This is a genomic window from Tenericutes bacterium MZ-XQ (assembly GCA_002838205.1).
Lineage (GTDB): Bacteria > Bacillota_I > Bacilli_A > Acholeplasmatales > Acholeplasmataceae > Mariniplasma.
In genome coordinates this window covers 558,684-585,675 of record CP017950.1, presented here as the reverse complement: position 1 = coordinate 585,675, position 26,992 = coordinate 558,684, and the positions used below count along the sequence as shown (strand labels likewise).

General features: G+C 31.6%; 27 protein-coding genes and 1 tRNA gene. 18 read left to right on the top strand and 10 right to left on the bottom strand.

Features of this window, described 5'->3' with window-relative positions; genetic code table 11:
* Positions 1–46 precede the first annotated feature (46 nt).
* The 4 genes from BK011_02980 (at position 47) to BK011_02965 (ending at position 3,430) form a co-directional block, all read left to right on the top strand.
* Positions 47–613: a hypothetical protein gene (locus BK011_02980; protein AUD64688.1), complete on the top strand. Its 567-nt coding sequence runs from the start codon at positions 47–49 to the stop codon at positions 611–613.
* Between the two features lie 42 nt (positions 614–655).
* A complete protein-coding gene (locus BK011_02975; GenBank protein AUD64687.1) occupies positions 656–2,326 on the top strand; it encodes an arginine--tRNA ligase in 1,671 nt (556 codons plus the stop codon).
* 65 nt (positions 2,327–2,391) lie between these two features.
* Positions 2,392–2,479 (top strand) — tRNA-Leu (locus tag BK011_02970).
* 66 nt (positions 2,480–2,545) lie between these two features.
* Entirely contained in the window at positions 2,546–3,430 is an 885-nt protein-coding gene (locus BK011_02965) for a hypothetical protein (protein ID AUD64686.1), read from the top strand.
* 227 nt (positions 3,431–3,657) lie between these two features.
* Here BK011_02965 and BK011_02960 read toward each other — a convergent pair whose 3' ends face one another.
* Both BK011_02960 and BK011_02955 read right to left on the bottom strand, forming a co-directional pair.
* Complete coding sequence (locus BK011_02960; GenBank protein ID AUD64685.1) at positions 3,658–4,866, bottom strand: hypothetical protein; 1,209 nt, start codon at positions 4,864–4,866, stop codon at positions 3,658–3,660.
* 15 nt (positions 4,867–4,881) lie between these two features.
* The gene (locus BK011_02955; GenBank protein ID AUD64684.1) at positions 4,882–5,475 is read right to left on the bottom strand and encodes a hypothetical protein; all 594 of its coding nucleotides are present in this window, start codon (positions 5,473–5,475) and stop codon (positions 4,882–4,884) included.
* Positions 5,476–5,606: 131 nt separating this feature from the next.
* Here BK011_02955 and BK011_02950 point away from each other — a divergent pair, with 131 nt between their 5' ends.
* On the top strand, positions 5,607–6,632 hold the full coding sequence (locus BK011_02950) for a hypothetical protein (protein ID AUD64683.1): 1,026 nt from the start codon (positions 5,607–5,609) through the stop codon (positions 6,630–6,632).
* Positions 6,633–6,693: 61 nt separating this feature from the next.
* Here BK011_02950 and BK011_02945 read toward each other — a convergent pair whose 3' ends face one another.
* Positions 6,694–7,497 carry a hypothetical protein gene (locus BK011_02945; GenBank protein ID AUD64682.1) on the bottom strand — a complete coding sequence of 268 codons (804 nt, stop codon included), beginning with the start codon at positions 7,495–7,497 and terminating at the stop codon, positions 6,694–6,696.
* Between the two features lie 53 nt (positions 7,498–7,550).
* Complete coding sequence (locus BK011_02940) at positions 7,551–7,826, bottom strand: hypothetical protein (GenBank protein AUD64681.1); 276 nt, start codon at positions 7,824–7,826, stop codon at positions 7,551–7,553.
* 155 nt (positions 7,827–7,981) lie between these two features.
* Between BK011_02940 and BK011_02935 the strand changes: the two genes are divergently transcribed.
* A complete protein-coding gene (locus BK011_02935; GenBank protein AUD64680.1) occupies positions 7,982–8,680 on the top strand; it encodes a hypothetical protein in 699 nt (232 codons plus the stop codon).
* Between the two features lie 52 nt (positions 8,681–8,732).
* Here the strand turns inward: BK011_02935 and BK011_02930 are convergent, their stop codons facing one another.
* Together BK011_02930 and BK011_02925 are read right to left on the bottom strand one after the other, a co-directional pair.
* Positions 8,733–10,217, bottom strand: coding sequence for a cardiolipin synthase (locus BK011_02930; protein ID AUD64679.1), 1,485 nt, complete (start codon positions 10,215–10,217; stop codon positions 8,733–8,735).
* The gene (locus BK011_02925) at positions 10,218–10,934 is read right to left on the bottom strand and encodes a hypothetical protein (GenBank protein ID AUD64678.1); all 717 of its coding nucleotides are present in this window, start codon (positions 10,932–10,934) and stop codon (positions 10,218–10,220) included.
* 96 nt (positions 10,935–11,030) lie between these two features.
* Between BK011_02925 and BK011_02920 the strand changes: the two genes are divergently transcribed.
* From BK011_02920 to BK011_02875, 10 genes are all read left to right on the top strand, one after another.
* Positions 11,031–12,467: a nicotinate phosphoribosyltransferase gene (locus BK011_02920; protein AUD64677.1), complete on the top strand. Its 1,437-nt coding sequence runs from the start codon at positions 11,031–11,033 to the stop codon at positions 12,465–12,467.
* A gap of 50 nt (positions 12,468–12,517) precedes the next feature.
* On the top strand, positions 12,518–13,060 hold the full coding sequence (locus tag BK011_02915) for an RNA methyltransferase (protein AUD64676.1): 543 nt from the start codon (positions 12,518–12,520) through the stop codon (positions 13,058–13,060).
* Positions 13,047–13,706, top strand: coding sequence for a hypothetical protein (locus tag BK011_02910; GenBank protein ID AUD64675.1), 660 nt, complete (start codon positions 13,047–13,049; stop codon positions 13,704–13,706). The genes BK011_02915 and BK011_02910 overlap by 14 nt, the downstream gene beginning before the upstream one ends.
* Before the next feature lie 81 nt (positions 13,707–13,787).
* Complete coding sequence (locus BK011_02905; GenBank protein ID AUD64674.1) at positions 13,788–14,963, top strand: acetate kinase; 1,176 nt, start codon at positions 13,788–13,790, stop codon at positions 14,961–14,963.
* Positions 14,964–15,074: 111 nt separating this feature from the next.
* Entirely contained in the window at positions 15,075–16,439 is a 1,365-nt protein-coding gene (locus tag BK011_02900) for a 23S rRNA (uracil-5-)-methyltransferase RumA (GenBank protein ID AUD64673.1), read from the top strand.
* Positions 16,440–16,451: 12 nt separating this feature from the next.
* The gene (locus BK011_02895) at positions 16,452–16,931 is read left to right on the top strand and encodes a hypothetical protein (protein AUD64672.1); all 480 of its coding nucleotides are present in this window, start codon (positions 16,452–16,454) and stop codon (positions 16,929–16,931) included.
* A 301-nt stretch (positions 16,932–17,232) separates the two neighbouring features.
* Complete coding sequence (locus BK011_02890) at positions 17,233–17,679, top strand: GNAT family N-acetyltransferase (GenBank protein AUD64671.1); 447 nt, start codon at positions 17,233–17,235, stop codon at positions 17,677–17,679.
* 109 nt (positions 17,680–17,788) lie between these two features.
* Entirely contained in the window at positions 17,789–18,397 is a 609-nt protein-coding gene (locus BK011_02885) for a maltose O-acetyltransferase (GenBank protein ID AUD64670.1), read from the top strand.
* A 15-nt stretch (positions 18,398–18,412) separates the two neighbouring features.
* On the top strand, positions 18,413–19,138 hold the full coding sequence (locus BK011_02880) for a hypothetical protein (GenBank protein ID AUD64669.1): 726 nt from the start codon (positions 18,413–18,415) through the stop codon (positions 19,136–19,138).
* Positions 19,139–19,183: 45 nt separating this feature from the next.
* Complete coding sequence (locus tag BK011_02875) at positions 19,184–19,591, top strand: hypothetical protein (protein AUD64668.1); 408 nt, start codon at positions 19,184–19,186, stop codon at positions 19,589–19,591.
* A gap of 50 nt (positions 19,592–19,641) precedes the next feature.
* On the opposite strand, the gene BK011_02870 is transcribed toward BK011_02875, so the two are convergent.
* The 4 genes from BK011_02870 to BK011_02855 all read right to left on the bottom strand — a co-directional run bounded on the left by BK011_02870 (position 19,642) and on the right by BK011_02855 (position 24,642).
* Positions 19,642–20,574, bottom strand: coding sequence for a hypothetical protein (locus BK011_02870; protein ID AUD66130.1), 933 nt, complete (start codon positions 20,572–20,574; stop codon positions 19,642–19,644).
* Positions 20,575–20,807: 233 nt separating this feature from the next.
* A complete protein-coding gene (locus tag BK011_02865) occupies positions 20,808–21,917 on the bottom strand; it encodes a hypothetical protein (protein AUD64667.1) in 1,110 nt (369 codons plus the stop codon).
* Complete coding sequence (locus BK011_02860; GenBank protein ID AUD64666.1) at positions 21,910–23,433, bottom strand: heme ABC transporter ATP-binding protein; 1,524 nt, start codon at positions 23,431–23,433, stop codon at positions 21,910–21,912. The genes BK011_02865 and BK011_02860 overlap by 8 nt, the downstream gene beginning before the upstream one ends.
* Before the next feature lie 81 nt (positions 23,434–23,514).
* Positions 23,515–24,642: a hypothetical protein gene (locus BK011_02855; protein ID AUD64665.1), complete on the bottom strand. Its 1,128-nt coding sequence runs from the start codon at positions 24,640–24,642 to the stop codon at positions 23,515–23,517.
* A 257-nt stretch (positions 24,643–24,899) separates the two neighbouring features.
* On the opposite strand from BK011_02855, the gene BK011_02850 reads away from it, so the two are divergent.
* Entirely contained in the window at positions 24,900–26,000 is a 1,101-nt protein-coding gene (locus BK011_02850) for a hypothetical protein (protein ID AUD64664.1), read from the top strand.
* 283 nt (positions 26,001–26,283) lie between these two features.
* Entirely contained in the window at positions 26,284–26,985 is a 702-nt protein-coding gene (locus tag BK011_02845) for a hypothetical protein (protein AUD64663.1), read from the top strand.
* Positions 26,986–26,992 lie beyond the last annotated feature (7 nt).

Sequence of the window (26,992 nt, the reverse complement as noted above, 5' to 3'; positions counted from 1 at the left end):
AGCTTTTATGCTATAATCGTAATAGTCGAATTTAGGAGGATATGAAATGGCAGACAAATATACAAAGGTACAACCAAAAGTACATCCAATAACAATTTCCGCAATTGTTGGCTTTTTCGTATTAGTAATTGCATTAATCGTTGTTTTACAACCATCAGAAAAAGAAGTGATATATAATCAATATGAGTTATATGCTACCAATGATTTTACAGAAGATCATCCATTTACAAAAGTAGAGTATAAATCAACATTGTTTAAAAAAGGATTAGACAAAATTATTCCAGAAGAAGAACTAGTATTAGTTTATATTGGTGCGCCAAGTTGTACATCATGTCAAGCACACATTGGTGCATTTCAAAAATATTATGAATCTCTTAATTTTTCAGAATATGTAGATGAGATTAAATATTATGATCCATCAATTAATCCAACACAATTTGAGAATTTTATCGCAGCTTATGAAGGTATAGCAGAAACAACACCACAACTTATCATGTTCCAAAATGGTGAAATTTTATATCAATTTGAAGTGGTAAGTGCTGAAGATACGCAATTGTTAAACCGTAGTGTTAGAGATTTCTACGAAGAAGTTATTGATTTACTTAACGCATAATAAAAAGCACTCGCGTGCTTTTTTTAATAAGGAAGATAAAAAATGATTGAAACAATTAAACAAAGCATTAAGCAAAAAATTGAATCTATACATGGTATCGAAGACTTAATCGTTGAAGAACCAAAACGTGGATTTGCGGATCTAGCAGTTCCTCTTTTCAGTTTATCAAAACTATGGAAAATGAATCCTAAGATGGTTTTTGACAAAATTGAACAAGATGTTAAAGTAGAACATGTAGCTAGAGTTGAGTTCATGAATGGTTTTTTAAATATTTATTTAGAAAGAAAATCTTTATCTAAAATGATATTGAAAAACATCTATGAAAAACAAGAGCATTATGGTGATCAGTTATTAGAAAAAAAGGAAACTGTAGTGATGGACTATTCTTCGCCAAACATTGCAAAAAGTTTTGGTGTTGGACATTTAAGATCAACCATGATTGGTAATTCAATTAACCTCATTCATAAAAAATTAGGATATGAAACTGTCGCTGTTAACCATTTAGGTGACTGGGGTACACAGTTTGGTAAAATGATTGTTGCTTATCAAAAATGGGGCAACAAAGAAGACTTAGAAAAAAATCCAATTGCTGAAATGCAAAAACTATATGTTAAATTTCACGATGAAGAAAAAGTAGATGATACATTAGAACAGCAAGCAAGAGATGTTTTTAAAGCACTTGAAGAAGGTAATGAAACATATACTAAACTTTGGCAGTGGTTTAAAGAAGAATCTTTAAAAGAGTTTATGGATATGTATGAACTATTAAATGTATCATTTGATTCATTTGCTGGTGAGTCTTTTTACAATGATAAGATGGAAACTGCTGTTGCTGAGTTAGAGCTTAAAAATCTACTTAAAATTGATGATGGAGCAACGATCGTTGATTTAGGTGAAGATATGCCACCAGCACTCGTTAAAAGAAGCGATGGAGCAACTTTATATATCACAAGAGATTTAGCAGCAATTTTATATCGTCACCAGACTTATGGTGCTAATAAACTCTTATATGTTGTAGGTAATGAGCAACAACTTCATTTTAAACAATTAAAAAAATTGACAGATCTAATGGGATACGATTTTGATATCGAGCACATCAATTTTGGTTTAGTCTTAATCGATGGAAAAAAAATGTCAACCCGTGGCGGTAAGTTTAAACGCTTAGAAGAAGTCATTAAACAAGCAATAGAACTAGCAAAAGAAGCCATCATGAGTAAGAACCCTAACTTAAAAAATCAGGATGAAGTTGCCAAAAATGTTGCGATTGGCGCTATTATTTATAACGACTTAAAAAATGAAAGACATTTAGATGTTGATTTCAATTTGGAAAACATGCTCAAGTTTGAAGGACAAACTGGACCTTATTTACAATATAGTAGCGTTCGTATTGAATCTATTCTTAAAGGATATGATATCGATATTGATCTTGCTGATGAAAGTGTATATGAACAAGACCATTATTTTGAAATTGTTAAACAACTCGCACAGTTTCCAAATATCTTACATCGTGCAAGAGACTTGTATGCACCAAGTGTTATTTCGAAATATATTATGAGTCTTGCCCAAAGCTTTAATAGTTTTTATGGCAAAGAACGTATTGCTGTTGAAGATCAAAAGGTTTTAAATGCTAATTTGATGTTTGCAAGATCGATTCAAATCGTCCTTAATGAAGGATTGAGATTATTAGGTATTAAAGCATTAAAAGAAATGTAGAACCTATTGAAAAAATAAAAATAAAATGTTATGATAAGTTTGCTGTATTTAGCAAACTTAAAAAACCCCGCGTGATGAAATTGGTAGACGTGCCAGACTCAAAATCTGGTGGATGAATAATCCGTGCTGGTTCGAGCCCGGCCGCGGGGACCAAACTTTTATACTTAAAGATGTTAATCAATCAGCATCTTTTTATTTTTTTATATGCTATTAGAGAGGATGAGAACATTGGAAAAAATTTACGATGACATGACTAAAGTGAACAAAGGTTGGTCAAACGATGAAAAATACCTTGTAACTTATCAATCACAAACATGTTTTTTAAGGATATCTCCTATTCAACAACAATCAAGAGTTGAGCGTATGATTGCCTTTATGAGAAGAGTTGATGATTTATCTATTCCAATTTGTAAGCCAGTGGATTATAAAGTGGTTAAAAACAATGTACACGCTTTTTACACGTATGTAAATGGTAAAGACCTGAATGATGTTTTACATACATTTTCAAAAGAGGATAAGTATCGTTTAGGTATGATTTCAGGTGAGTATTTAAAAAAAATACATACCATTGATATGGAAGCAAACAGTGATCTTTGGGCAGAAAAATTTAATAAAAAAATAGATCATAAAATCAAACGCTATAGAGATAGTAAACTAGAAGTTCCTGAAATAGAATTGTTTATCAATTATGTTAATAGTCACAGAGATTTGTTGTTGAATAGACCCCAAACGATGCATCATGGAGATTACCATGTGGGCAATTTCATGCTTGATGAAACTGAAAAATTGGTCATTATTGATTTTGAAAAACATGATTTTGGTGATCCTTGGGAAGAGTTTAATCGAATTGTATGGTCTGCACAAGAGTCTCATGAGTTTGCTAGTGGTATGATTGACGGTTATTTTCAGCATGATATTCCAGATGAGTTTTGGAAATTATTGCTTTTATATATATCAAATAATACGATTTCTTCACTACCTTGGGGCTTAGCATTAAACAAAGAACAATATCAAGTGATGCTTAACCAAATGTATGAAATTTTAGATTGGTATGAGAATTTAAAGGAAATCATACCAACATGGTATATCAAAAAAAATAGATAGTAATATTTATCATACACAGTTCTAAGCTTCAAAATGCTACATTGGTAGACGTGCCAGACTCAAAATCTAGTGGACAATGAAAAAATGCGTTATGATTGTTCGTTATTATAAATATAGAATAATTGATTAGATAGGATCGCTCCTATGAGAGGTCAAGATAAAATAGTATTAGTGTAAATCCACATGAAGTGGATTTTTTTTTATAAAAAAAGCGTCAATAGACGCTTTTAGTAATCATAATCTTCGGTTTTATAAGTCTCGAGCAATGTTTCAATGTTAATATCTTGGTTATCATCAACACCAGGTACATTGAATCCGTTAATGTTATAAAATTCTCTAATAAAGGCTTTTGTGCCATTTAAATTAAAGATCTCTTCACCTTTAATAGTGTCCATAAAACGTTTAACTTCCTCTTGGACTTTAGGATCTAACTCTTTGTGATCAAGTCGAATCCTGTTTTTATCATCAACCAATCTTAAATTGCCATAAACCATATCTTTAAATAAGCGATGTTTGTGTTCAATTGTAGTTTCATGAAGTTTATGAGCTTTCATCACATCGAATAAACAAGATACATAAATTGGCATTTTTGGAATAAATACACTAGCTTTTGAAACGATTGCTTTACTAGATGACACTAGTGCTTCACCTTCATATTTTTCTTTAAGTTTCTCATTTAATAATAAAGCTTTTTCTTCTAAGTCTTGTTTTGCAAAACCAAGTGTACCATGTCTATAGATCTCATCTGTATTTGGTCCACCGATATATGTATATGAAATGGTTTTAAAGTTTCTCGCTAGAGCATCATTTTGATCGAAGAAATCAATCCAATCATACCAATCACTACCACCCATCACAAAAACAGTATCTTTAATGTCCTGTTCAGACGCAGGTTCTAAATGAAGATCTAAGATTTCCATAGATTTTAAATCAATCGTTTGGCCAGAGGCTTTTTTTCCAACAGGCTTAATTTGTGATTTAATGATATCTCCGGTTTCTGGGTGAGGTCTAGCTCCAGATGCTAACGAATATACAATAAGATCAAGTTTTCCAAATGTTTTTTTAACGTAGTCTAATACTTTTTGCTTTAACTCTATTCCAAAAGCATTGCCGTTAAAATCCTTATGAGTAAGTCCAGTTTCTTTTGCATAGTGTTCGAAGAAAATATTATTCCAATAACCAGCAGTACCTGTTTTACTGCCTTTTGGTTCATTTTCAAATGAAACATTAACAGTATTTGAACCGCCTTTAAATGCTAAGCTTAATCTAGATGCAAGTCCATAACCAGAAGAACCACCGATGATCAAGACATTTCTTGGACCTTGATAGGCATCAAATGTTTTGACTTCAGCAATATAATCCTCCATCATTTTTTTAATCCCTAAAGGATTTGAGTTTGTAAAAAAATTACTTCTAATTGAGGGTTTAATAATCATGATTTACTCCTTCATTTATAAAATTTCGTCTTCATGTGTTTCTATATATCTAAATTCAATGTCTGAGTCTAAGTATCTTTGAAATCTTTTTCTTCTTTGTCTAACTTCGTAACTGTCAAAAAAGAATAGGGAGAATGATTCCCATAATAAAAACCAACCACCAATGAATAACCCTTCTCTTAAAATGTTAAAGGTAAGAGAATCCTCATAAAATGAAACCATAATATATGCAAGTGTGATGAAAGTAAAAGCTAAAGTTATATAAGTTAGTATTTTACGGTTATTTAAACTCAGCTGTTTATTGATAAAATGAATAATCATCTTAAAATTATTATAGATCGCAGTTTTACTAGAAGATTCTAGTTTTTCATCTTTTTCAGTTAATGGTATACCAAAAGACAGCTTGACATGATGCTTCATGGGAATATCATAAGCTGCTGTTTCAATAAAATCTAATAATTCAGAATCTAAATCCTTTTTTCTTGTTGGAGACGCATCCCAACCATTAAAAAGTTCATGATAAGTCTCTAAAGAAACTTCGATCACATAATTTTTATCATGGTCATCAAACTTATATATTTGATTTAAATAACTTTTCTTTTTTGCCATATTTATCTAACTCCTACATATAATTATACACGATATGAGTTCAAAAATCTTTCATTTAGATTATATAAGAACTATTTTTTGCTTGTCTTTTTAAAAACTATGTTAAAATAATTTTTGAAAGAAGGGATGACATGAAATTGAAACAATTTACAATGACAACACTCAATGGAATGGTTTATGGTTTATTCGCAACATTAATCATTGGTGTGATTGTTCAACAGTTTGGTGCGTTACTTGGAATAGAAGTTATAGAAGTAAATTTGGCAAATACACTTAAATCTTTAATGGGTGTAGGCATTGGTATGGGTATAGCTTTAAGTTTAGAAATGAAAGGTTTAAAAATGGTTGTCGCATCCATTATGGGAGGGATTGCAACTAGTTTTAAATTTCAATTTGGCGAAGGCTTAGTTTTAGCAACTAACAATGATCCAGTGACAACTTATTTGGTTGTTATTATCGGAATAGCTTTTATCAATAGACTTCTTGTAAAAAGAACACCAGTAGATATTTTACTTATACCTTTATTTGGTTCAATATTATCATTCATATTAACTTTAGGACTAAGTGGTCCTATAGGTTGGGGATTATCTATGATTTCTACAGGTATTGATCAAGCAACTTTAATTGCTCCATTTCCAATGACTATTATTATAGCAGTTGTCATGGGGATGTTACTAACCGCACCAATATCAAGCGCAGCGATTGCAATCGCAATCAACCTTGATGGCATTGCTGGTGGGGCAGCACTTGTGGGTACGACAGTACAAATGATTGGGTTTGCTGTACAATCAAGAAAAGATAACAATATTGGTATGGTCTTATCTATAGCATTTGGGACATCGATGCTTCAATTTAAAAATATATTAAGAAAACCGATTATTTGGTTACCGACAATAATTACATCTGCGATTTTATCACCAATCATTGTATTGACTTTAAATACAGAAACAACAAAATTTGGTGCAGGTATGGGTTCATCAGGACTTGTTGGACAGCTTCAAACGTTGTATCAAATGGATTATAATCTAAATAGTTGGTTATCCATTATATTATCCATTGGGTTAGCAATCGTTGGTGTGTTTATCATTGATTTATTATTTAGAAAGTTTAACTTAATCGTTGATGGCGATTTAAAAGTAGGTAATGATATTAATTAATCATATTTATTACAATGTTTGCTTTTATGTCAATAAAGTGGACACATTAAGTAAGAAATTCTTACTTTGAGTAATACACTTGATAAGGCGTTTGATAATCGATTGAACTATGAATTCTTTTACGATTATAAAACCCTTCGATATATTCAAAAATAACCATTTTGGCCTCTTCATAAGTTTTTAAAACGATTCGACTTAGTTTTTCTCTTTTAATCAAAGAATGAAATGATTCAATCGGTGCGTTATCATAAGGTGTACCTTTTCTTGAATATGAGTGAATCATTTCATAATTCTCGATGAACTGTTCGACATCATAACTCAAATACTGACTACCTAAATCTGATTGAACGATAATACCTTTTGTTTGCTTAGTCTTATACACAGCTTGTCGTAATGACTCAAGGACGATTTCTTGTTTCATGTGACGTTGATAACTGTACCCAATGATCATCTTTGAATGAAGATCCATAACCGAGGCTAGATATGTCCACCCATCATAAACAGTCCAGATATAGGTAATATCCATCACCCATTTCTGATTTGGATAAAGTGTCGTAAAATCTTGATTCATGATGTTTTCTTTGTCATCAGGTGCTTTAGAAGATGAGCCAGGTTTGTATTTCTTGGTAGTGATGGATCTAAGCCCTAATCGCTTCATATAAACGCTTACGCGCTTAAGCGAAGCGTAATAGCCTTGTTTAATGAGTTCTTTTCGAATCTTTGGTGCACCATAAACACTATCAAATTCATTATAGGTTTCAATAATCTTTGACTCTAGCTCTAATCGTCTGATTTCTCTATCAGACATCTTGTGTTTAAATTTTTTGTATACAGTGCTACGATTTAAATGAAGTACTTTACACATCATCTTAATTGGATAGATATGCTTGAATAATTTGATAAAGTCTACTTTCTCTTTTAGGGTTTTCTGGCGAATATGGCGGTCGCTTTTTTTAGGATTTCATTTTCCATTTCAAGTTCCCTAATTCGCTTCTCTAAAGCTTTGACTTCTTTAGGTGTAATCGACTTTCCATCTTCAGTAGCGACTGGTGTGAAATCTTTAATCCATTTATAAATTGTCCCTGTGGGTATGCCATACTCGCGGGACAGCTTATAAACTGAGCTACCGCTTTGATTTAATTCGACTAATTGTTGTTTAAATTCGTTTGAATAACGATTGCCTGTTGAAGACATGAGATCAACTCCTTCCTTAATATTTTATCATAAGAAGGATTCTTACTCTTCGTGTCTACTAAACTATACTAACACCAACTATACTAACACCAGTTCTTTCTATTTTATGATAAAATATAAATATATATTATGAAGAAAAGAAAGTGGTGAAGTCTATGAACAAAAGAGTATATAACTCTACAGTAGGAAAGATATTTCGTACATTGGGGTTCTTACTTGTCTTAGTATCATCGATCTATATTTCAACTTATTTACTACTTCAAAACACAACACTTCCATTTGTTGATGCATTGCTTCCTTTTGCTGAGATAGCAGAAGATGTGATTAATACACTTCCACAAATGATTGGTGAATATGTTGGATTAGCTCTAGTTGTTGGCTTATTAATGATTACATGGGCGATTAGAAAAGGGATTATATTAAGAGTTTTAATTACAGTATTATTATTATTTGGATATTTTGAAAGTGCAATCAATAACTCATCAGCATTAGCAGCAATCACACTAGCGCAACCCTCTTGGATGGGATCTATATTAGATTTAGTTGAACCATTTTATAATCAACTGGTTAACTTAAGTGAGTATATTGTACCAGGTGCAATGCTTTTAGCGCCTATGCTACTGTGGGGATTGTTTGCAAATAAAAAACCTGGCAGATTTTCAGTGTTTATGCTTAGATTAGGTTCAATTACCTTATTCTTAGCGATCTTAATGTTGGTTTTAGGGCAATTGTTCTTAACAACTTTAGCAGCTGAAAATTGGTATTTAACATTAAGAACAATATTTTATTTATTAACTTATTTGTTCTTCTTAGTTGGTGGCGTCTTTGGTGTCATTGGATTTGCAAGAAAATAACGAATAAAAAAACATTTCAGAACGAAATGTTTTTTTTATGGTTTGTATTCACTTATAGAATAGATGAGAATCCTTTAAGCACAAGTTGTAAAAACTTATATATGAGATTTGGATGTTTTAAGTCTTTAATGTTAATAGATTGCTCTATAAGTTCACTAAAATGATCTTTCATATCTTTGATGGAAGGATCATTTTTTAAATACACACTATTTTCAAAATGTAAATATAAACTACGATAATCTAAATTTACAGTACCAATTAAAGCTTCTATTTGATCGACAACCATCATTTTAGAGTGAATAAATCCAGGTTTAAACTTATAGATATTGATACCATGGTTAGATAATTCTTTTGCATAAGATTCTGATACCATATATACTATGCGTTTATCAGGAATGTAAGGGATAATAACATTTACCTCTACTCCAGATGAAACTGCAAATTTTAATGCTGCCAAGAGCTCATAATCCAATATCAAATAAGGTGTTACGATATCAATTGAAGAAGTAGCATTATGGATCATCTGCATATAAATATTTTTAGTTGTGTATTCTTTATCGAGTGGAGCATCAAAAAATGGAATGATAACACTTTGAGACTTGAAATCCGGTTTATAAACGGGCGTATAATCAATTTGATTTTCATCTTTGGTATGAAACCTGAGTTGATCTAAAAATCCTAAAGCAAGGGCTTGAACAGCTTCGCCTTCTAATTTGATGCCTGCATCTTGCCAATGACCAAACGGATGGATGATATTGACATATTCATCACCAATGTTTATACCGCCTGTATAACCAATCTTTCCATCAATGACAATAATTTTTCTATGATTTCTATAGTTCATTTGAAAATTTAGATGTGGTTTCATCGGATTGAAATTATATGCATCAATACCGTATGATTTTAACTGTTTTTTGTAATTATATGGAAGATTAGATGATCCAAAATCATCATAGATTAAAGTGATTTTAACATTTTCTTTCGCTTTGACTTTTAATAATTCTAAAATTTCATCCCAAAGTTTTCCCTTGTTGATGATGAAAAACTCCATATAGATGTATGATTTTGCTTGCTTGATTTCACTTTTTATATCATCAAAAATAGATTCACCACTATCAAAGAAAGTTGTTTTGGTATTGATATAAGCAGGCCAACCAATTTTATGGAGATAGTTTGAAATTTTATCATGAGCAATCTCTTTATTTTTTTGGATGTATGCTATGCGATCAAGTTCTATTTTGTCGTATAAACGAATGGTCTTTTTTGAAATATTTGTATTTTTATAAAACAAATAAAATAACCCTCCGAATAACGGGAAAATCATAATCGGTATGATCCATGAAAGTTTGAAGACAGGATTTTCTTCTTTGTAAATCAGATAGGCGATAATGATGACGGTAATCATGTATAGTCCAGTGTGAACATATTGGTATTGAGCTAGAAAATTAATCGTTACAAAAAAGAACGCAATTTGCGAGAGTAGTAAAAGTAAGATAAATGTTGTTCTACTGAGTAAAAGTCTTAATAATCGCTTCATCTAGAGCTCCTTAATAAATATAAAATCCTTTTCTTTGGAATGTTCTTTACTATATTTATACCCTTCAATCTCTATATCATAAAGTTCTTCAATGGTCTTCAACTGATTTTTGAAAATATGATTGACTAAAAGACCTCGCATTTTTTTTGCTTCCATAGAATGGATACTTAGCTTATCATGTTTTTGTTGATAAAATTCGATGGTGTATGTATGTTCTAAATCTTTAATGATTTGTCCGTATTCGTTTGAAGCAAGATTAATCAGTATGTCATCTTTATGATACTTTCTTAAATAATCAATGATTTTTGGACTCCAGAAATGATATAGATTTTTAATCGTTTTATCTTGCATTTCTAATCGGTAATATGAAATTTGGTCTAAAGGACGAAGCAAGCCAAATAAACCATCCATAATATACAAACGATTGTTCATGTCTTCCATTTCTTCGTTATTTAGACTCTCTGGATTGATATGCTTATACTGATGACCAAAGTAAGTATAGATTGCAGATGACTTAGACATTCCGAAAGTTTGATAGTAATGATATGTCTGATCAGCAACTTTACTTGATATCTTCATCTTATGTTCTATTGTTTTAGGAGATAAAGATTTAAGTTTTTTGATGAGTATCTCAGTTTCATTCATAAACATGGGGTGTTGATCTTTTGTTTCAGTTGTTTTTCTAAATGTTTTTGCAGGTGAAATAAATAGTATCATATGAACATTCCTTTATGTTTATTCTTATCTATAATTATACCAAAAATTGCAAAAAAATGTTAGAATAGAAGGTGTCAATCAAAGGAGGCATCATTTATGGAAAACAGAAAACTAACCATGCTTATGGACTTTTATGAACTCACCATGGCAAATGGTTACTTTAAAGATAAAAAGCATGAGCAAATTGCTGTTTTTGATGTATTTTTTAGATCTATTCCAGATAAAGGTGGTTATGCTATTTTTGCTGGATTAGAACAAGTTGTTGAGTACATTCAAAACCTTAAGTTTGGTAAAGCTGAAATTAATTATTTAAAATCTAAAAAAATATTCGATGACGATTTTTTAACATATTTAGAAAATTTCACGTTCACTTCTGACGTTTATGCAATGAAAGAAGGGACACCCATTTTCCCACATGAGCCTATTTTAGTCGTAAAAGGTCCAATCATTGAGTGTCAGTTGATTGAAACAATGATTTTACTAACCATTAATCATCAAAGTTTGATCGCAACAAAATCTGCTAGAATTGTTTATGCAGCTAAGGGTCGTTCAGTGATTGAGTTTGGTGCAAGACGTGCACATGGTTACGATGCATCCATATATGGTGCAAGAGCTGCGTATATTTCCGGTGTTGTTGGGACATCAAACACATATGTGGACTTTAAATACAATATTCCTGCACTGGGAACGATGGCACATAGTTATATTCAAAGTTATGATAGCGAGTATGAAGCATTTAAATCGTATGCTTTAACTTATCCAGATAGTTGTGTATTACTTGTAGATACGTATAACACTTTAAAACAAGGGATACCTAATGCAATAAAAGTATTTAAAGATGTATTAGAGCCAATGGGTAAAAGATTAAAAGGTATTCGTTTAGACAGCGGAGATTTAGCTTATCTTACGATTGAAGCAAGAAGAATGCTTGATGAAGCTGGATTAGAAGATTGTAAGATTACAGTATCTAATTCACTTGATGAATATCTTATTAAAGAACTTATTCATCAAGGCGCAAGAATTGATACATTTGGTGTTGGCGAAAGATTAGTAACCGCAAGATCTGAAGCTGTTTTTGGTGGTGTATTTAAATTATCAGCAGTTGAAGTAGATGGTGTGTTAGAACCTAAAATAAAGATTAGTGAAAATGTCCAAAAAACGACAACTCCAGGGTTTAAGCAAGTTTATCGATTCTATGATAAGGATTGTATGGCTACAGCGGATGTTATGACTTTATTTGATGAAGAAATTGATGAATCTAAACCCTATCATTTGTTTGATCCAAACTTCCCATGGAAGAGCAAGGAAATCGATAATTATCATGTGAGACCTTTGCTCATACCTATATTCGAAAAAGGGAAATTGGTTTATGATTTGCCTTCATTAGATGAAATTAGAGCCTATCAACAAAAAGAGTTTAAAGCATTGTGGCCTGCAGTATTGAGACTAGAGAATCCACATGAGTATTATGTGGACTTATCGGAAAACTTATGGGCTTTAAAGCACGAACTCATTAAAAAATATAAAGTATAAGTTGAAATGGTATTGCAGAGTAATACTATTTTTATGGAAGAGGTGTATATATGTTACATATTGTGTTATTTGAACCTGAAATCCCTCAAAATACAGGTAATATCATGAGAACTTGTGTTGCGATTGGAGCGAAACTTCATTTGATTGAACCGATGGGATTTAAACTTGATGAAAAAAGGTTAAAAAGAAGTGCACTTGATTATTTTGAATATATCGATTATAAGGTGTATAAAAATTACGATGCTTTTAAAACTGAGAATAAAGGTAGATATTTCTTTTTGACGAGATATGGACAAAAAACATATTCTGAGTTTGATTATAAAGCAATCAAGGAAGATATATATTTAATTTTTGGAAAAGAATCAACGGGTGTAGATAAAAAGATTTTAGCAAGTCACTTAGAGAGTTGTTATCGTATCCCTACAACAGATAAAGTGAGAAGCTTAAATTTGAGCAATTGTGTCGCGCTTGTATCCTATGAGGTCTTAAGACAGCTAGATTATCCAGAGTTAATCAGAACAGAGCCTGAAAGTTTAAAAGGTGCTGACTTTTTAAATCAATTTATAGGAGAAAACAACCATGATGAAGACTAATCATATTCAGACTGTTGGTGAAGAAATTGCAAATGCAGTTAGCCATGGTATGATGGCAATCTTTGGGATTGTTGCGATGATCTTAATGCTTGTCAAAAGTGATACAACGATGGAAGTTATTGCAGCAGTTATTTTTGGATTCGGAATGATCAATTTATATACAATGTCAACGATTTATCATGCATTGTTTCATAAAACTGCAAAAAGTGTGTTCCAAAGATTTGATCATTTAAGTATCTATATTTTAATTGGCGCAACTTTCGCTCCAGCTTTACTGCTTTTACCAGAACTACAAAATCCAGTATTTGGTATTGATGGCTTAGGGTTGGGACCCATCTTATTTATCATCCAGTGGATATTGATTCTCATTGGGGTTGTATTTAAATCCATTTGGATCAAAAAATTCATGAAACTCCATGTATTTTTATATCTTGCGATGGGATGGAGTGCACTTATTTTTATTAGACAACTATTTGCGTATGAACAAGGTGCATTTTGGTTCTTGCTATCTGGTGGATTAGCGTATAGTATTGGTGTTATCTTTTACGCATTACCAAGGATTAAATACTTCCATTTTATATGGCATTTATTCACCGCATTAGGCACAATTTTACAGTTTTTTGCAATTTATTTATATTTATATTAAGATTTAACATGAATATTTATTCATATACTTGATTATTAAAAAAAATTAGAGTATCATTAACTTATAAGGAGAGATTAAACTATGAAAATTATTGCTGTAAACGCTGGGAGTTCATCATTAAAATTCCAGCTATTAAACATGCCAGAAGAACATGAGATTACATCAGGACTTGTCGAAAGAATCGGATACGATAACGCTGTATTTACGATTAAAATCGATGGTAAAAAAATAAAAAAAGAAACACCAGTCCCAAGCCATAAAGAGGCTGTTGAATTAGTGATTAGTGGACTTTTAGAACACAAAGTCATTGAATCACTTGATGAAATTACAGGCGTTGGACATCGTGTTGTTCAAGGTGGAGAATTATTTAAAGATTCAGTTATCATTACTGATCAAGTTGTTAAAGATATTGAAAGTTTAAATGATTTAGCACCACTACATAATCCTGCAAATATCACAGGGATTGAAGCTTTTAGAGAATTACTTCCAAATGTGATTCAAGTAGCTGTATTTGATACAACGTTCCATCAATCCATGAGAGAAGATGCATATCTATATGCTGCACCATATGAATGGTATAAGAAATATGGTGTTAGAAAATATGGATTCCATGGAACATCACACCAATATGTGAGTGAAAGAGCTGCTGAGTTATTAGGAAAAAAAGATGCGAAGATTATTGTTGCACATTTAGGTAATGGTGCATCACTATGTGCTGTTGATGCTGGTAAGAGTGTAGATACATCAATGGGTCTAACACCACTTGAAGGTATTCCAATGGGAACGCGTTCAGGAAACATCGATCCAGCTGTGTTAATGTTAGTTTCTGAAAAAGAAAATAAATCATATGAAGAAGTCTTAAATGATTTAAATAAAGCAAGTGGTTATCTGGGTGTATCGGGCATATCGAATGACAGTAGAGATATTGTTGAAAATATGCTTTCAGGTCATTATAGAGCAACCCTAGCACACCGTATTCAAATTAAGAGAATTGCAGATTATATAGGATCATACTATGTATATATGGGTGGTTTAGATGCGATTTGCTTTACTGCAGGTATCGGTGAAAATGCTCCAGAGGTAAGAAAAGATGTGATTGATGCTATTAAAGTATTAGGTATCACTCTAGATGAAGAAGAAAATCAAAAACGTGGAGAACGCATGATTTCAACCAAAGATTCAAAAGTTAAAGCATTTATCATTCCAACCAATGAAGAAGTGATGATTGCTAGAGAAGTATTGAGATTAAACAAGTAATTGATATCAAGAGCACGAGTGAAAGCTTGTGCTTTTTTTGTGTTAGTTTTTTGATTTATGAGATTTTAGATCAGCTTAATGTGTTAAAATGATAAGTAGAGGTAGATAACTATGAACGATTTTATTCATTTAAACGATGTCATTAATATTGATATCAAAAAAATAGGGATTAATGGTGAAGGTATTGGGTATTATCAAAAACTTGCAGTTTTTGTTGATTACGCTTTACCAGGTGAAAATGTAGATGTTAGAGTAACCAAGGTTTATAATAACAGAGCTGAAGGAAAACTAGAAAAAATAAACAAAGAAAGTGTATATCGAGATACACCTTTTTGTCCTGTTTATGAAAAATGTGGTGGATGTCAACTCCAGCATCTGAGATATGAAAGAACTTTAGTTGAAAAAAGACAACTTATTATTGATAGTTTTGATCGCTATATTTCATTTAAAGTCCCAAGACACATCATTAAAGATACTATAGGTGCTGATAACCCTAAATATTACAGAAATAAAGCAAGTCTTCCTGTTGAAAATAAGAAGAGAAATGAAATCGGAATGTACCGTGCCGGGTCCAATCGTTTTGTCGCAATCGATGAGTGTCCCGTTCAAAATCCATCGATTAATCGGATTTTAAAAACAATTTTAAGACTCATGAATATTTTTAAAGTTGATGGATTTGATCCAAAATATAAAAAAGGGTATATAAAAAATGTAGTTGTTAGAGTCAGTGAAACTTTAGGTGAGGCACAAGTCACATTTATTTTAAATAAAGATAGTAAATACTTAGATACACTTGTCGAAAATTTAGTTAAAGAAGAAAGTATGATTCAATCAGTATTTAAAGTCATTAGTAAGCCTACTAAGAAAAACGAGTTCTTCACAGATGAGCCTGTTAAGCTTTTCGGAAAAGATACAATCAATGAAAAGCTAAGCACATATACATTTGATTTAAAACCAGAAGCTTTTTTCCAACTGAATAGTCCACAAGCACATAAATTTTATATGAAAATGAAAGACTTAGCAGGACTTAAGAAAAATGAAGTTGCAATCGATGCATATGCTGGGGTTGCACCTGTAAGTCATTATATAGCAAAAGATTGCAAGAAAGTCTATGCGATTGAGCTTAATGAGAGTTCTTGTGAGAGTGCTAGAAAGTCATTAGAGACAAATGGTATAGATAATGTAGTTATCTTACAAAGCGACTTTAAACGTGCATTAAGTGGGTTAAAAGAGACACAAATCGATGTGATGCTATTTGATCCACCAAGAATAGGTTTAGGAGAAGAAACCATTGATTTGATTTTAAAATTCAAGCCAAAACGTTTGGTATATGGATCTTGTAATCCTTCCACACTTGGTAAGGATTTAAATATATTATTAAAAGATTATGTTTTAATAGAAACAACCCCACTTGATATGTTTCCATATACATCTTTAGTTGAAAGTGTAAGTTTACTTATTTTAAAAGATAGATAATGGAGCAAATCAATGAAGCATAAGATCTTTTTTGGAGTTAAGTTTAATTATAAAATTATTTTATTATCTCTAATCTTAGTTTTAAGTTTGATACTTGTAACAATCATTAGAGATATAGATGCGAATAATCTAGTCATCAATATTGCATTTTATGGGCTTATTGTTCTTAATGTTTTATGGGCAGTAGCGCTTTATGGTCTTTATAAGACTAGAATTGAGATTGATGAAACTGAAATACATGCACCATTTTATATGTGGTATCCTAATTTTAAACTTGAAGAAGATAATATATTTTTTATTAAAACTATATATTTTAAAGATATAGCTAGTGTTGAAAAACAGGAAATCTATGATGATAAGCATCATAAAAGTGTATCTCTATTAAAGATAACAATTGTAGATAAATATGCATTATGTATGCTTTTAGATGGATATAACCAAGAAGAAATTAGGGATATAGAAAAAATGATTGCCGAAAGAATATCAAAATAAGTCATAATATCGAGGAGAAGTTATGGAGTCATTATTCGCTGATATATATAAGTATTTACTCGATCATAAAAAGATACCAAAATGGGTTGCTTGGCTCTATATATCCATCTTTTTTGTTTTTATCATTTTAATTGGTTTTTTGCAGGCTTTAGTGCTCTTGATGCAACCGGTATAGGTGGTGCTCTTTTTTCATGGTCATTATCATTTACATTTTTTATGCTTTGGATATATCTAACAGTCAAAATAATTAGACATAAAAAGCAATTTAAAAGAGATTTATAATAATAAAAGGAGTTTCACAATGAAAGTTATATCTATAAAAACACATCCTGAATATGAGAAAACGATTGTAGATTATTTTAAAAGAGTTTGGGGATCAGAAAGTACATATAAAGTTTATGAAGACGCTATTAAACATGCGAAACAAAGAGGTCTTCCCAATTGGTATTTATTGATTCATGAAGAAGAGATTGTTGGATGTGCTGGACTGATTACGAATGATTTCATCAGTCGTATGGATCTTTATCCTTGGTTAGCAGCACTGTTTATAGAAGAAGAGCATAGAGGTCATGGTTATGGAAAAATTCTGATTGATCAAATCAAAACTGATGCAAAATCATATGGATTTAAGAACTTATATTTATGTACAGATCATGTTGGTTATTATGAAAGATACGGATTTAGTTACATAGCAGACGGATTTCATCCTTGGGGTGAAACATCAAGTATATTTGAGTGCAAATTGTAGCAATATTATTGGGAATGATGAGTTTTTTACTCATCTTTTAAAATGATGTTGAGTCATTTATAATCGATTTAGAAAAAATATTTTTAGAAAAAGAATAAAGAGGTCAATGATGAAGGAAGTTGAAAAAATGCTATCAGGTCTTTTATATCAAGCAAGTGATGAAACATTAAGTATCATGCGTGATCGAGCGAAAAACTTGATGTATGATTATAATCAATTAAGACCAAATGCATATCAAAAAAAAGATTTACTTTTAAGGGATTTGTTGGGTAAAGCAGGAGAAAATGTATACATTAATCAACCTTTATATGTTGATTATGGAAAACATATATCCATTGGAAATGATTTTTTTGCAAACTATGATTGTACGTTTTTGGATGTTGCACATATCACTATTGGAAATAATGTGATGTTTGGCCCCAAGGTTTCATTATTAACCGCAACCCATCCGCTTGATAAAGATATTAGAAACGAGCAATATGAATATGGGCTTCCTATCACGATTAAAAATGATGTCTGGATTGGAGGCAATGTTGTCGTAAATCCAGGTGTAACTATAGGTTGTGGTGTCGTTGTAGGTTCTGGTAGTGTTGTAACTAAAGATTTACCTGATGATACATTATGTTATGGTAATCCATGTAGAGTGATCAGAAAACTAACAGAAGAAGATAAAATCTACTGGGAGAAACAAAAAGCTATTTCATTATCTAATAAATAAAAGGATGTGTAAATCATGATTTATGTTTTAATTGGTTTATTTTTGTTGATGTGGAGTCTTTTTATCTATCATGTAATCAAAGGAAAAAGACTTAGAGGCTTTTATTTTAAAGGATTTACAAGTTTTATGTTTATTACTGTTTTTATATATGGTATTTTCTATGCAGAAACATCAGTGTTCCCAGAACCAATCATTTTGGTTTTAAATGTTACTGAACTAAGATTAATTTTGTTTATGGGTTTAGGACTTGTTTTAGGGTTAATTGGTGATTTAATCTTAGAAGTACAGTATTTTCATGAGGATCATAAAAATGAGCAAATCTCTTTTGGCATGATTGCGTTTGGATTGGGACATATTTTTTATATCTTAGCATTAACAAATTATTATATGTTTAATCCTTGGGCATTACTCATTGGTGGACTTATGGTTGGAGTCGTTTACTTTGGAAGTAAATTGATGAAGATAGACTTTAAATCGCTTGCGATCATGAGTTATATGTATACATTCGTGATATTTACGATGGTAGGTTTATCTGTGCTTGTTTATTTCAGTCATTATACACAAGGTGCTTTGGTCTTTATGATTGGGGCGATATTATTTGGTGTTTCTGATTTACTTTTAGCGCCCATTTATTTTAAAGCAGAAAAAAGCAAATTATTTGTCGTTGGAAATCTTTCTACTTACTATTTAGGTCAACTTTTTATTGCATTAAGCATTATGTTTGTATTAAACATCCGTTAAGGATAGACTAAGTATAATCATTAATTAGTATGGAGTTGATCCGATATGGAAGTAACCGCAAAAGATATTAAAGCATATTTAGAGAGTGTTGAAGAAAAACGTAAAGATGATGTTTTAAAGCTTATTGAACTTGGTAAAAAAATCACAAATAAAGAACCAGTCATGTGGGGAAGCATGATTGGTTTTGGAAAAGTTCATTACCGATATAAAACAGGGCATGAAGGTCATATGTTTTTATTTGGATTTGCTAATAGAAAACAAGCATTAACACTTTATATGTCATATGATATTAACCAATTTGAAGAACTCAATGTTTTAGGGAAACATAAAACTGGTCAAGGGTGTTTGTACATAAAAAAATTAAGTGACGTTGATTTAGAAGTTTTAGAAAAATTAATAATAAAGGCTACAAACCAATTATTAAATAGTGATATTATTACACTGATAGATTAAAAAAAGAGGAGATTTCAATCGAAATTTCCTCTTTTACATATATGAGCGAATTACCGTTTTCCTTTATCATAAATTTCACCAAGTGCTTTTGGTGCTTTAGAGTTTTTAGAAAAGAATGCAAGAATAATAATTGTTGTAATGTATGGAATCATATTGTAGAATTGTACAAATTCACCATGATCTTTAATAATTGGAACTAACGAGTATTTTGCAGCTAATGTTCTCATAAATCCGAAGAAGAGTGCCGCAAGTAAGATTCTAGTTGGTTTCCAATTACCAAATATTAATACTGCAATTGCTAAGAACCCAAAACCATCAACAGTTGCACTAAACTCAGCAGAAGTTGTTGCAACAAATATGACACCACCCATACCTGCAAATACACCTGATAAGACAACCGCAATAAATCTAGTCTTATAGATGTCAATACCTAATGAGTCTGCTGCATGAGGGTTTTCGCCACATGCTTTTAGTCTTAGACCAAACTTTGTTTTGTTAATGATTAATAAAATAATTAATAAGAGCCCTATTGCAAAATAGAAACTTAAATAAGTTCTTTTAAATAGTAAATCACCTAATACAGGAATGTCACTTAATATAGGAAATTCTCTAATCATAAATTGTGAATTAAAGATAATTTGCTGACCGCCTTGAATAAATCTAGCGGTAAAGATTGCAAATGCTGGAGCAAATAAGTTAAGTGCAGTCGCACTAATGATTTGATTTGCTTTAAGATAGACTGCAGCATATGCGTGAATCATAGAATATAAACCACCAATAAGTCCACCGATAATCATGCCATATAAAAGTGTAAATTGTGGACCAACTTTAAGTGATATACCTAAATAAGATACTAAAGCTGTTAATAAAAGAATCACAGCTAAAGATATGTATTTACCTTGTTTTGATGTGACAAGGTTTTTTATGTATTCTGGAGATTTAATCTCATAATGAATCAATATAAAGTAAGTTAAAGCTCCAATTAATAAAACCAATGATAACGAAGCTAATATAATAACAACATAAGTTAAGAATGAATAAGGTTGCGTTTGAAGGCCTTTAATCGCCCAAATGCCTAAGAATGCACCCATAATCATAATACCTTCTAGTGCAATATTTGTTACACCGCTACGTTCAGAAAGTAAGCCTCCAAGTGCTACAACGAGTAATACCGCTGTATAGACATAAGTACCTTGAAATAATTCATAAATTATACTCATGATTGGGCTTCTCCTTTCTGTTCATTTTTGGATTTTCTCCAAGCTTTAAACCGTTCTCCATATTTCTTTATTAACAATTGAATTGCAACTGAAATAGCTGTTGCATATATAATCACGGATATAACCATATCGATGATTTCAGGAACAAATGGATAAAGTTGCATGTAGAAGCCACCTTCTCTTAAATTACTTAAGAAAAGACCAGCAAATAATGCACCAATAGGTTCACCGAGTCCTAATAAAGCAACTGAAATCCCATCAAAACCTTCAGTGAATATATTAAATCTTGCAGGAATTTGTTTACCAGCAACTAAAAATGCTGTAGCACCAGCAATCCCTGCTAATAAACCAGATATTGTCATTGCAATCACGATATTAGTTTTTGTATTCATACCTGCATATTTACTGCCATCAAAACTAAAACCAGATGCTCTAAGTTGGAAACCTAGAATCGTTTTGTGTAAAATCATATGGATTAAAATAACAAAACCAAATGCAATGATGATACCAATATTTGCAGATGAACCTGGGAAAATTGAACTTAATTGAGGTATTCTTGCTGCATTTTTAATGACTCTTGATGCTGAATCACCTAATGATAATATGTATGTATTAATTAAATAAATAACTAAATATCCAGCGATGTAGTTCATCATAATAGATGTAACGACTTCGTTAACATTAGCAACAGCTTTTAAGAGTCCAGGTATTAACCCCCAAATCGCTCCAGCAAGTGCACCAGCAAGTAATGCGAGTATCCATAAAGGAAAAGCACCAGGAGACGCAAGAACACCAATATGAACTGCAACATAAGCGCCAACCATCATTTGTCCAGGAGCTCCAATGTTAAATAAACCTGTTTTAAATGCAAAAGCAACAGATAAACCTGTAAAAATAATAGGTGCAGCTGAATAAAGCATATCACCTATACCGCTGATTCCACCATTAAAACCACCAAGTATGAGTGTGAACAATGCAGGAAAAGCATCAATAGGACTAAATATAAACATGATAACCAATCCTGATAGAAGACCTATAGCAACTGCAATCAAACTCGGTTTAGCTAATTGATAGAAATTGTTTAATGACTTTTTGATTTTATGCATAAGCTTCACCTCTCTTGGCTCCAGACATGTAAAGTCCCATTTCATTAAATGAAGTTTTTTTAGGGTCAATCTCTGCTACTATTTCACCTTCATACATAACATAAATACGGTCGGATAAATTCATAATTTCATCAAGTTCATATGATACTAAAAGAACTGCTTTTCCATTTTGTCTTTCTTCTAATAATTGTTTATGAATATACTCAATCGCACCTACATCTAAACCACGGGTTGGTTGTACAGCAATCAAAATGCTATGAGTTTTAGACATTTCTCGACTCAGGATGGCTTTTTGTTGATTACCACCACTCATGGAGCGTACGCTAGTTTTAGCACCTTTTTCACTTCTAATATCAAACTCATTGATCAACTGATTTGCGTGGTTTAAAATATTGTTTTTATTTTGGATTCCATATTTTTGAAAATCTTTAAGATAATAATTTTGTAAGATTAAGTTACTTTGTAAATCAAAATCTAGTATTAAACCATATTTTTGTCTATCTTCTGGGATGTGTGAAAGACCTAGTTCATAACGTTTTCTTATTGATGCTTTGGCTTGGTTTGTACCTTCGATCATTATTTCCCCACTTGTATTTGGGGTTAATCCAGTGATGGTTTTAATAAGTTCTGTTTGTCCATTTCCATCAATTCCAGCGATACCAACAATCTCTCCGCTTTTCACATGAAAAGAAACATTTTTAATCTTTTTTTGATTATTTTCAATTAGCTCAAGATTTTTGATTTCTAATTTTATTTCACCAGATTTAACAGGCTTTTTATCTATAGTAAATGATACTTCACGTCCAACCATCATTTCAGCCATCTGGTGTGTAGTTACATCTTTTACTGGTTCGGTTCCAATATACTTGCCACGTCTCAGTACTGTAACACTATCAGCGACTTCCTTAATTTCATTGAGTTTATGAGTAATAAGAAGAATCGTTTTACCTTCTTTTGCAAAATTTTTCATAATTGACATTAACTCTTTGATTTCTTGAGGAGTTAAGACAGCTGTAGGTTCATCAAATATAAGAATATCACTATCTCTATATAGCATTTTTAATATTTCTACTTTTTGTTGCTGTCCAACATGGATGTCTTTTATGAGAGCATCAAGATTAACTTTAAGATTGTATTTTTCGATGAGATCTTCTAATTTTTTTCTAGAATTCTCATAAAATAAGAACCCTTTTTTGGTTTCTTCAACACCTAAAATAATATTCTCTAAAACAGTAAATGTTTCAACAAGTTTAAAATGTTGATGGACCATACCAATGCCCAGCTGAGTTGCATCATTAGGATTACTAATGATTACAGGTTCACCATTAATTTTAATCTCACCCTTTTCTGCTTGATATAAACCAAAAAGAATTGACATTAAAGTAGATTTCCCAGCTCCATTTTCTCCTAAAAGTGCATGGATTTCTCCAGGTTTAACCTTTAGAGTTACTTGATCATTAGCTAAGAGCGTTCCAAAAGATTTTGTGATATTGTTCATTTCAATTTTATATTGCAATGTCGCCACTCCTTTTTATTTAGAAAATGGGGAAAAATTAATTTCCCCATTTGTCGTAATGAAATGTTTAATCGTTAAATATTAATAATCAGTAGCTTTTGTAGCTAATGCTTCATTAGCAGTGAAACCTAAATCAGTAATGAAAGTTCCAAGTTCGCTACCCATAGTTGGAATGTCAATGTCTCCATCAGCAACCATAGCAAAGATAGTATTGTATTGTGCAATTGTAAATGTTTCAAATCTCCAAGAAGAATCACTAGTTGGTAGACCAACAGCATCATCAGCAGCACCTAAAGTGATTGATCTTTCACCTTCGAATGTACCACCATAATAATCTTCTAATGCTTCAGTAACGGCAACAGCTAAACCTTTTGTAGCTGATGTTAATACATAGTCATTTATGCTAGATTGGTCAACGTCTACACCAATCATCCATTTTTCAGCATTTTGTGCTGAAGTCATAACTGAACTTCCAGCGCCACCTGCTGCAGCATGAATCACATCAATACCACCACTATACCAAGCATCAGCTTTAGAAACGATATCAGCTCCACCTTGGAAAGTGTTTAAATATTCATAAAAATTCGCATCAAACTCATAATCCATATCATTAGCTTCTTTAGCTGCATAATATGCGCCAGCAGCGAAACCTACACCGAATCTAACAACAGCAGGAACAGCTTGTCCACCCATGAATCCCATATTAGTTAAGCCTTCTTGATAAGCGGCATAACCAGCTAAGAATCCAGATTGCTCTTCTTGGAAGAAGATTGATAATGTGTTGTCTGCAATTGTGAAGTCTGGTGTGTCACCTTCATAAAGTGTCCATGGATCAGTACCCCAGTCAGAAACGTTATTAGGCGCTCCATCAATAATGATGAATGTAACTTCAGGATATAAAGTTTGTGCTTTGTGTACACTATTTTCAAATAAGAAACCAGGAGTAACAATAACTTTTGCTCCACCAGATACTGCTAAATCAATAGCAGCTACATATGCATCAAAACTTACTTCAGTTGGTTTATAATATTTGTATGAAATATCATTTTCTTCTGCGTATGCTTCGATACCTTCCCAAGTTCCTTGGTTGAATGAGCGGTCATCGATATCACCTGAGTCAGTGATCATAGCGATTTCAAACTCTCTCTTACATGCAGCTAATCCGAAGACACCTGCAATCACTAAAAATAACAATAATAATTTCTTCATTTTTCTCCTCCTATTATTTATTGTTAATGCTATTTAGATTATACACTTAAATGAACTTTTTTTCAATAAAAAAATGAAGTATAAAAGTACAATTTTACAAATAAAAGCACTTAAAATAAAAACGCTATCATTATATTTGTTTATTTTAAGCCATTATTCTGATAAGTCAATGATTATTTTTGTTATAAAATTGTTGAAGTTTACATCATTCTAAAGTAAAATGTTTTTATATATTAAATAAATAGGAGACTATAGTTTTGAATATATTGATTGCGATGAACGCTTTTAAGGGCACTTTAACTTCTTTAGAAGTGAATCAAATTATTGAATCTTACCTAAAAAGCTTAAATCATAAAGTCACAAGCATGCCAATGAGTGATGGTGGTGATGGCTTTTTAGATTCTATTTCAAGTGTAGTTGATGGGGATTTTATTGAAGTCGATGCCTTAAACCCAATGGGCGAATCTATAAAGTCTTCTTATTACTTGTATAAAAATACTGCGTATATTGAACTTGCCAAAGTATCTGGACTAAATCTAATCAAAGAACAAGATCGAAATCCTTTAAAAACGAGCACTTATGGATTGGGTTTGGTCATCAAGCAAGCGATAGATCAAGGTGCAAAACACGTATATATAGGTATTGGAGGTAGTGCAACAAATGATGGTGGTGCAGGTATGCTTCAAGCCTTAGGTGTAAAATTTTATAACGAAGGTAATATTATCAATGAAAAAATCAATGGAGAAATGATAGGCCATATTACTTCATTTGATCTAAGAGATCTTAATCATCTTATTAAAGAGATAGATATTCAAGTCGTTAGTGATGTTGAAAATCCATTATTAGGAAAACATGGTGCGGCACAGGTTTATGCCTCCCAAAAAGGTGCATCAGATGAAGCAGTTCGAATTTTAGAAAAAAATATGATGCATTTTGCAGATGTTGTTGAGACATATTTCAAAAAGAACTACAGGAACACGAGTGGATCAGGTGCAGCAGGTGGTATAGGTTTTGGATTGTTGTCATTTATGCAAGCACATTTAAATTCAGGTATCAATTATATGATAAAATTATCAAATTTAGAGGATAAGTTGAGGTTTTATGATATCATTGTTGTCGGTGAAGGTAAATTGGATCAACAAACATTATTTGGTAAAGCCCCTTATGGGATTGCGAAGATTGCTAAAAAGTATAATAAAAAGGTCATCGGTATATTTGCTAAAATAGATGAGAGTATAAAAACAGATGTTTTTGATGAAATCTATGCGATAGTTCCTTATTATGAAAGTCTAGAATATTCCATGATAAATCCTCATCTAAGTCTGAAAAAAATGTTGCGAAACATTTGCTTTAAATAGACATAATCACTTCGTTACTTAACCATTTCTTATGAAATCAACTTCAAGCATAAGAAATTTGTCTCTAAATAACATCATATATATGTGTAAAAATAGAATGAAAAATAAATTATGTCGCATAACAAGTTCAAAAATAGTGCAAAATAGAGATATGAAACCGGTACCACATATAAAGTTAAGAAAAAAGTAAGAAATATACGTTTCTTTCAAAAAAATGAAATGAACATGAAACGAATTATATTTTATAATATGAATAAATGAAAATACTAGGGGAGGTATTACATTGTATAAAATAGCATTTGTCACCACCATTAAGGACCCATTCTTAAATTTAGCCGAGATTTTTTCAAAAAACAATGTTCAAGTCAGATTCATTAATGTTGATGAGGTTGGACAACATCGATCCAAATTAATGGATTGTGATTTCGTATGTTTACATTTGGAGTATAATGATTTAATTAATCAGCATATTATTTCAAATATCAAAAAAACGACGAGAGTCCCACTCTATATTTTTGGTCGAAACCACTCTGATGAGGAAAGAGTAAAACTTTTAAATGCTGGATCAGAAGGATATATTCAATTTCCATTTTCTGACATAGAGCTTTATGCACGCATGATGTCTGTTTTAAAATTTTTGAATCAACTAACAAATAAAAACATCAATAGATTCCATTTTGGTCCGTTTGAGATTGATATGGCTAATCATCAAATCAAAAAAGGTGATGAATCTTATCATCTAACAAATGTAGAGTACAAGATTTTATCAATACTTTTAGAGAGTAAGGATGAGACAGTAACTAAAGATCGTATCATTAACTATGTTTGGGATAATGACAAATCAGCTACAGATAACGCATTGGGAATTCATATTACAAGACTTAGGAAAAAACTAACATATGATCCAAGGATGCAACTTATTGAAACCATTTGGGGTGTTGGATATAGACTAAATTATAAGTTATGTGAACAAAACAGCGAATAGCTGTTTT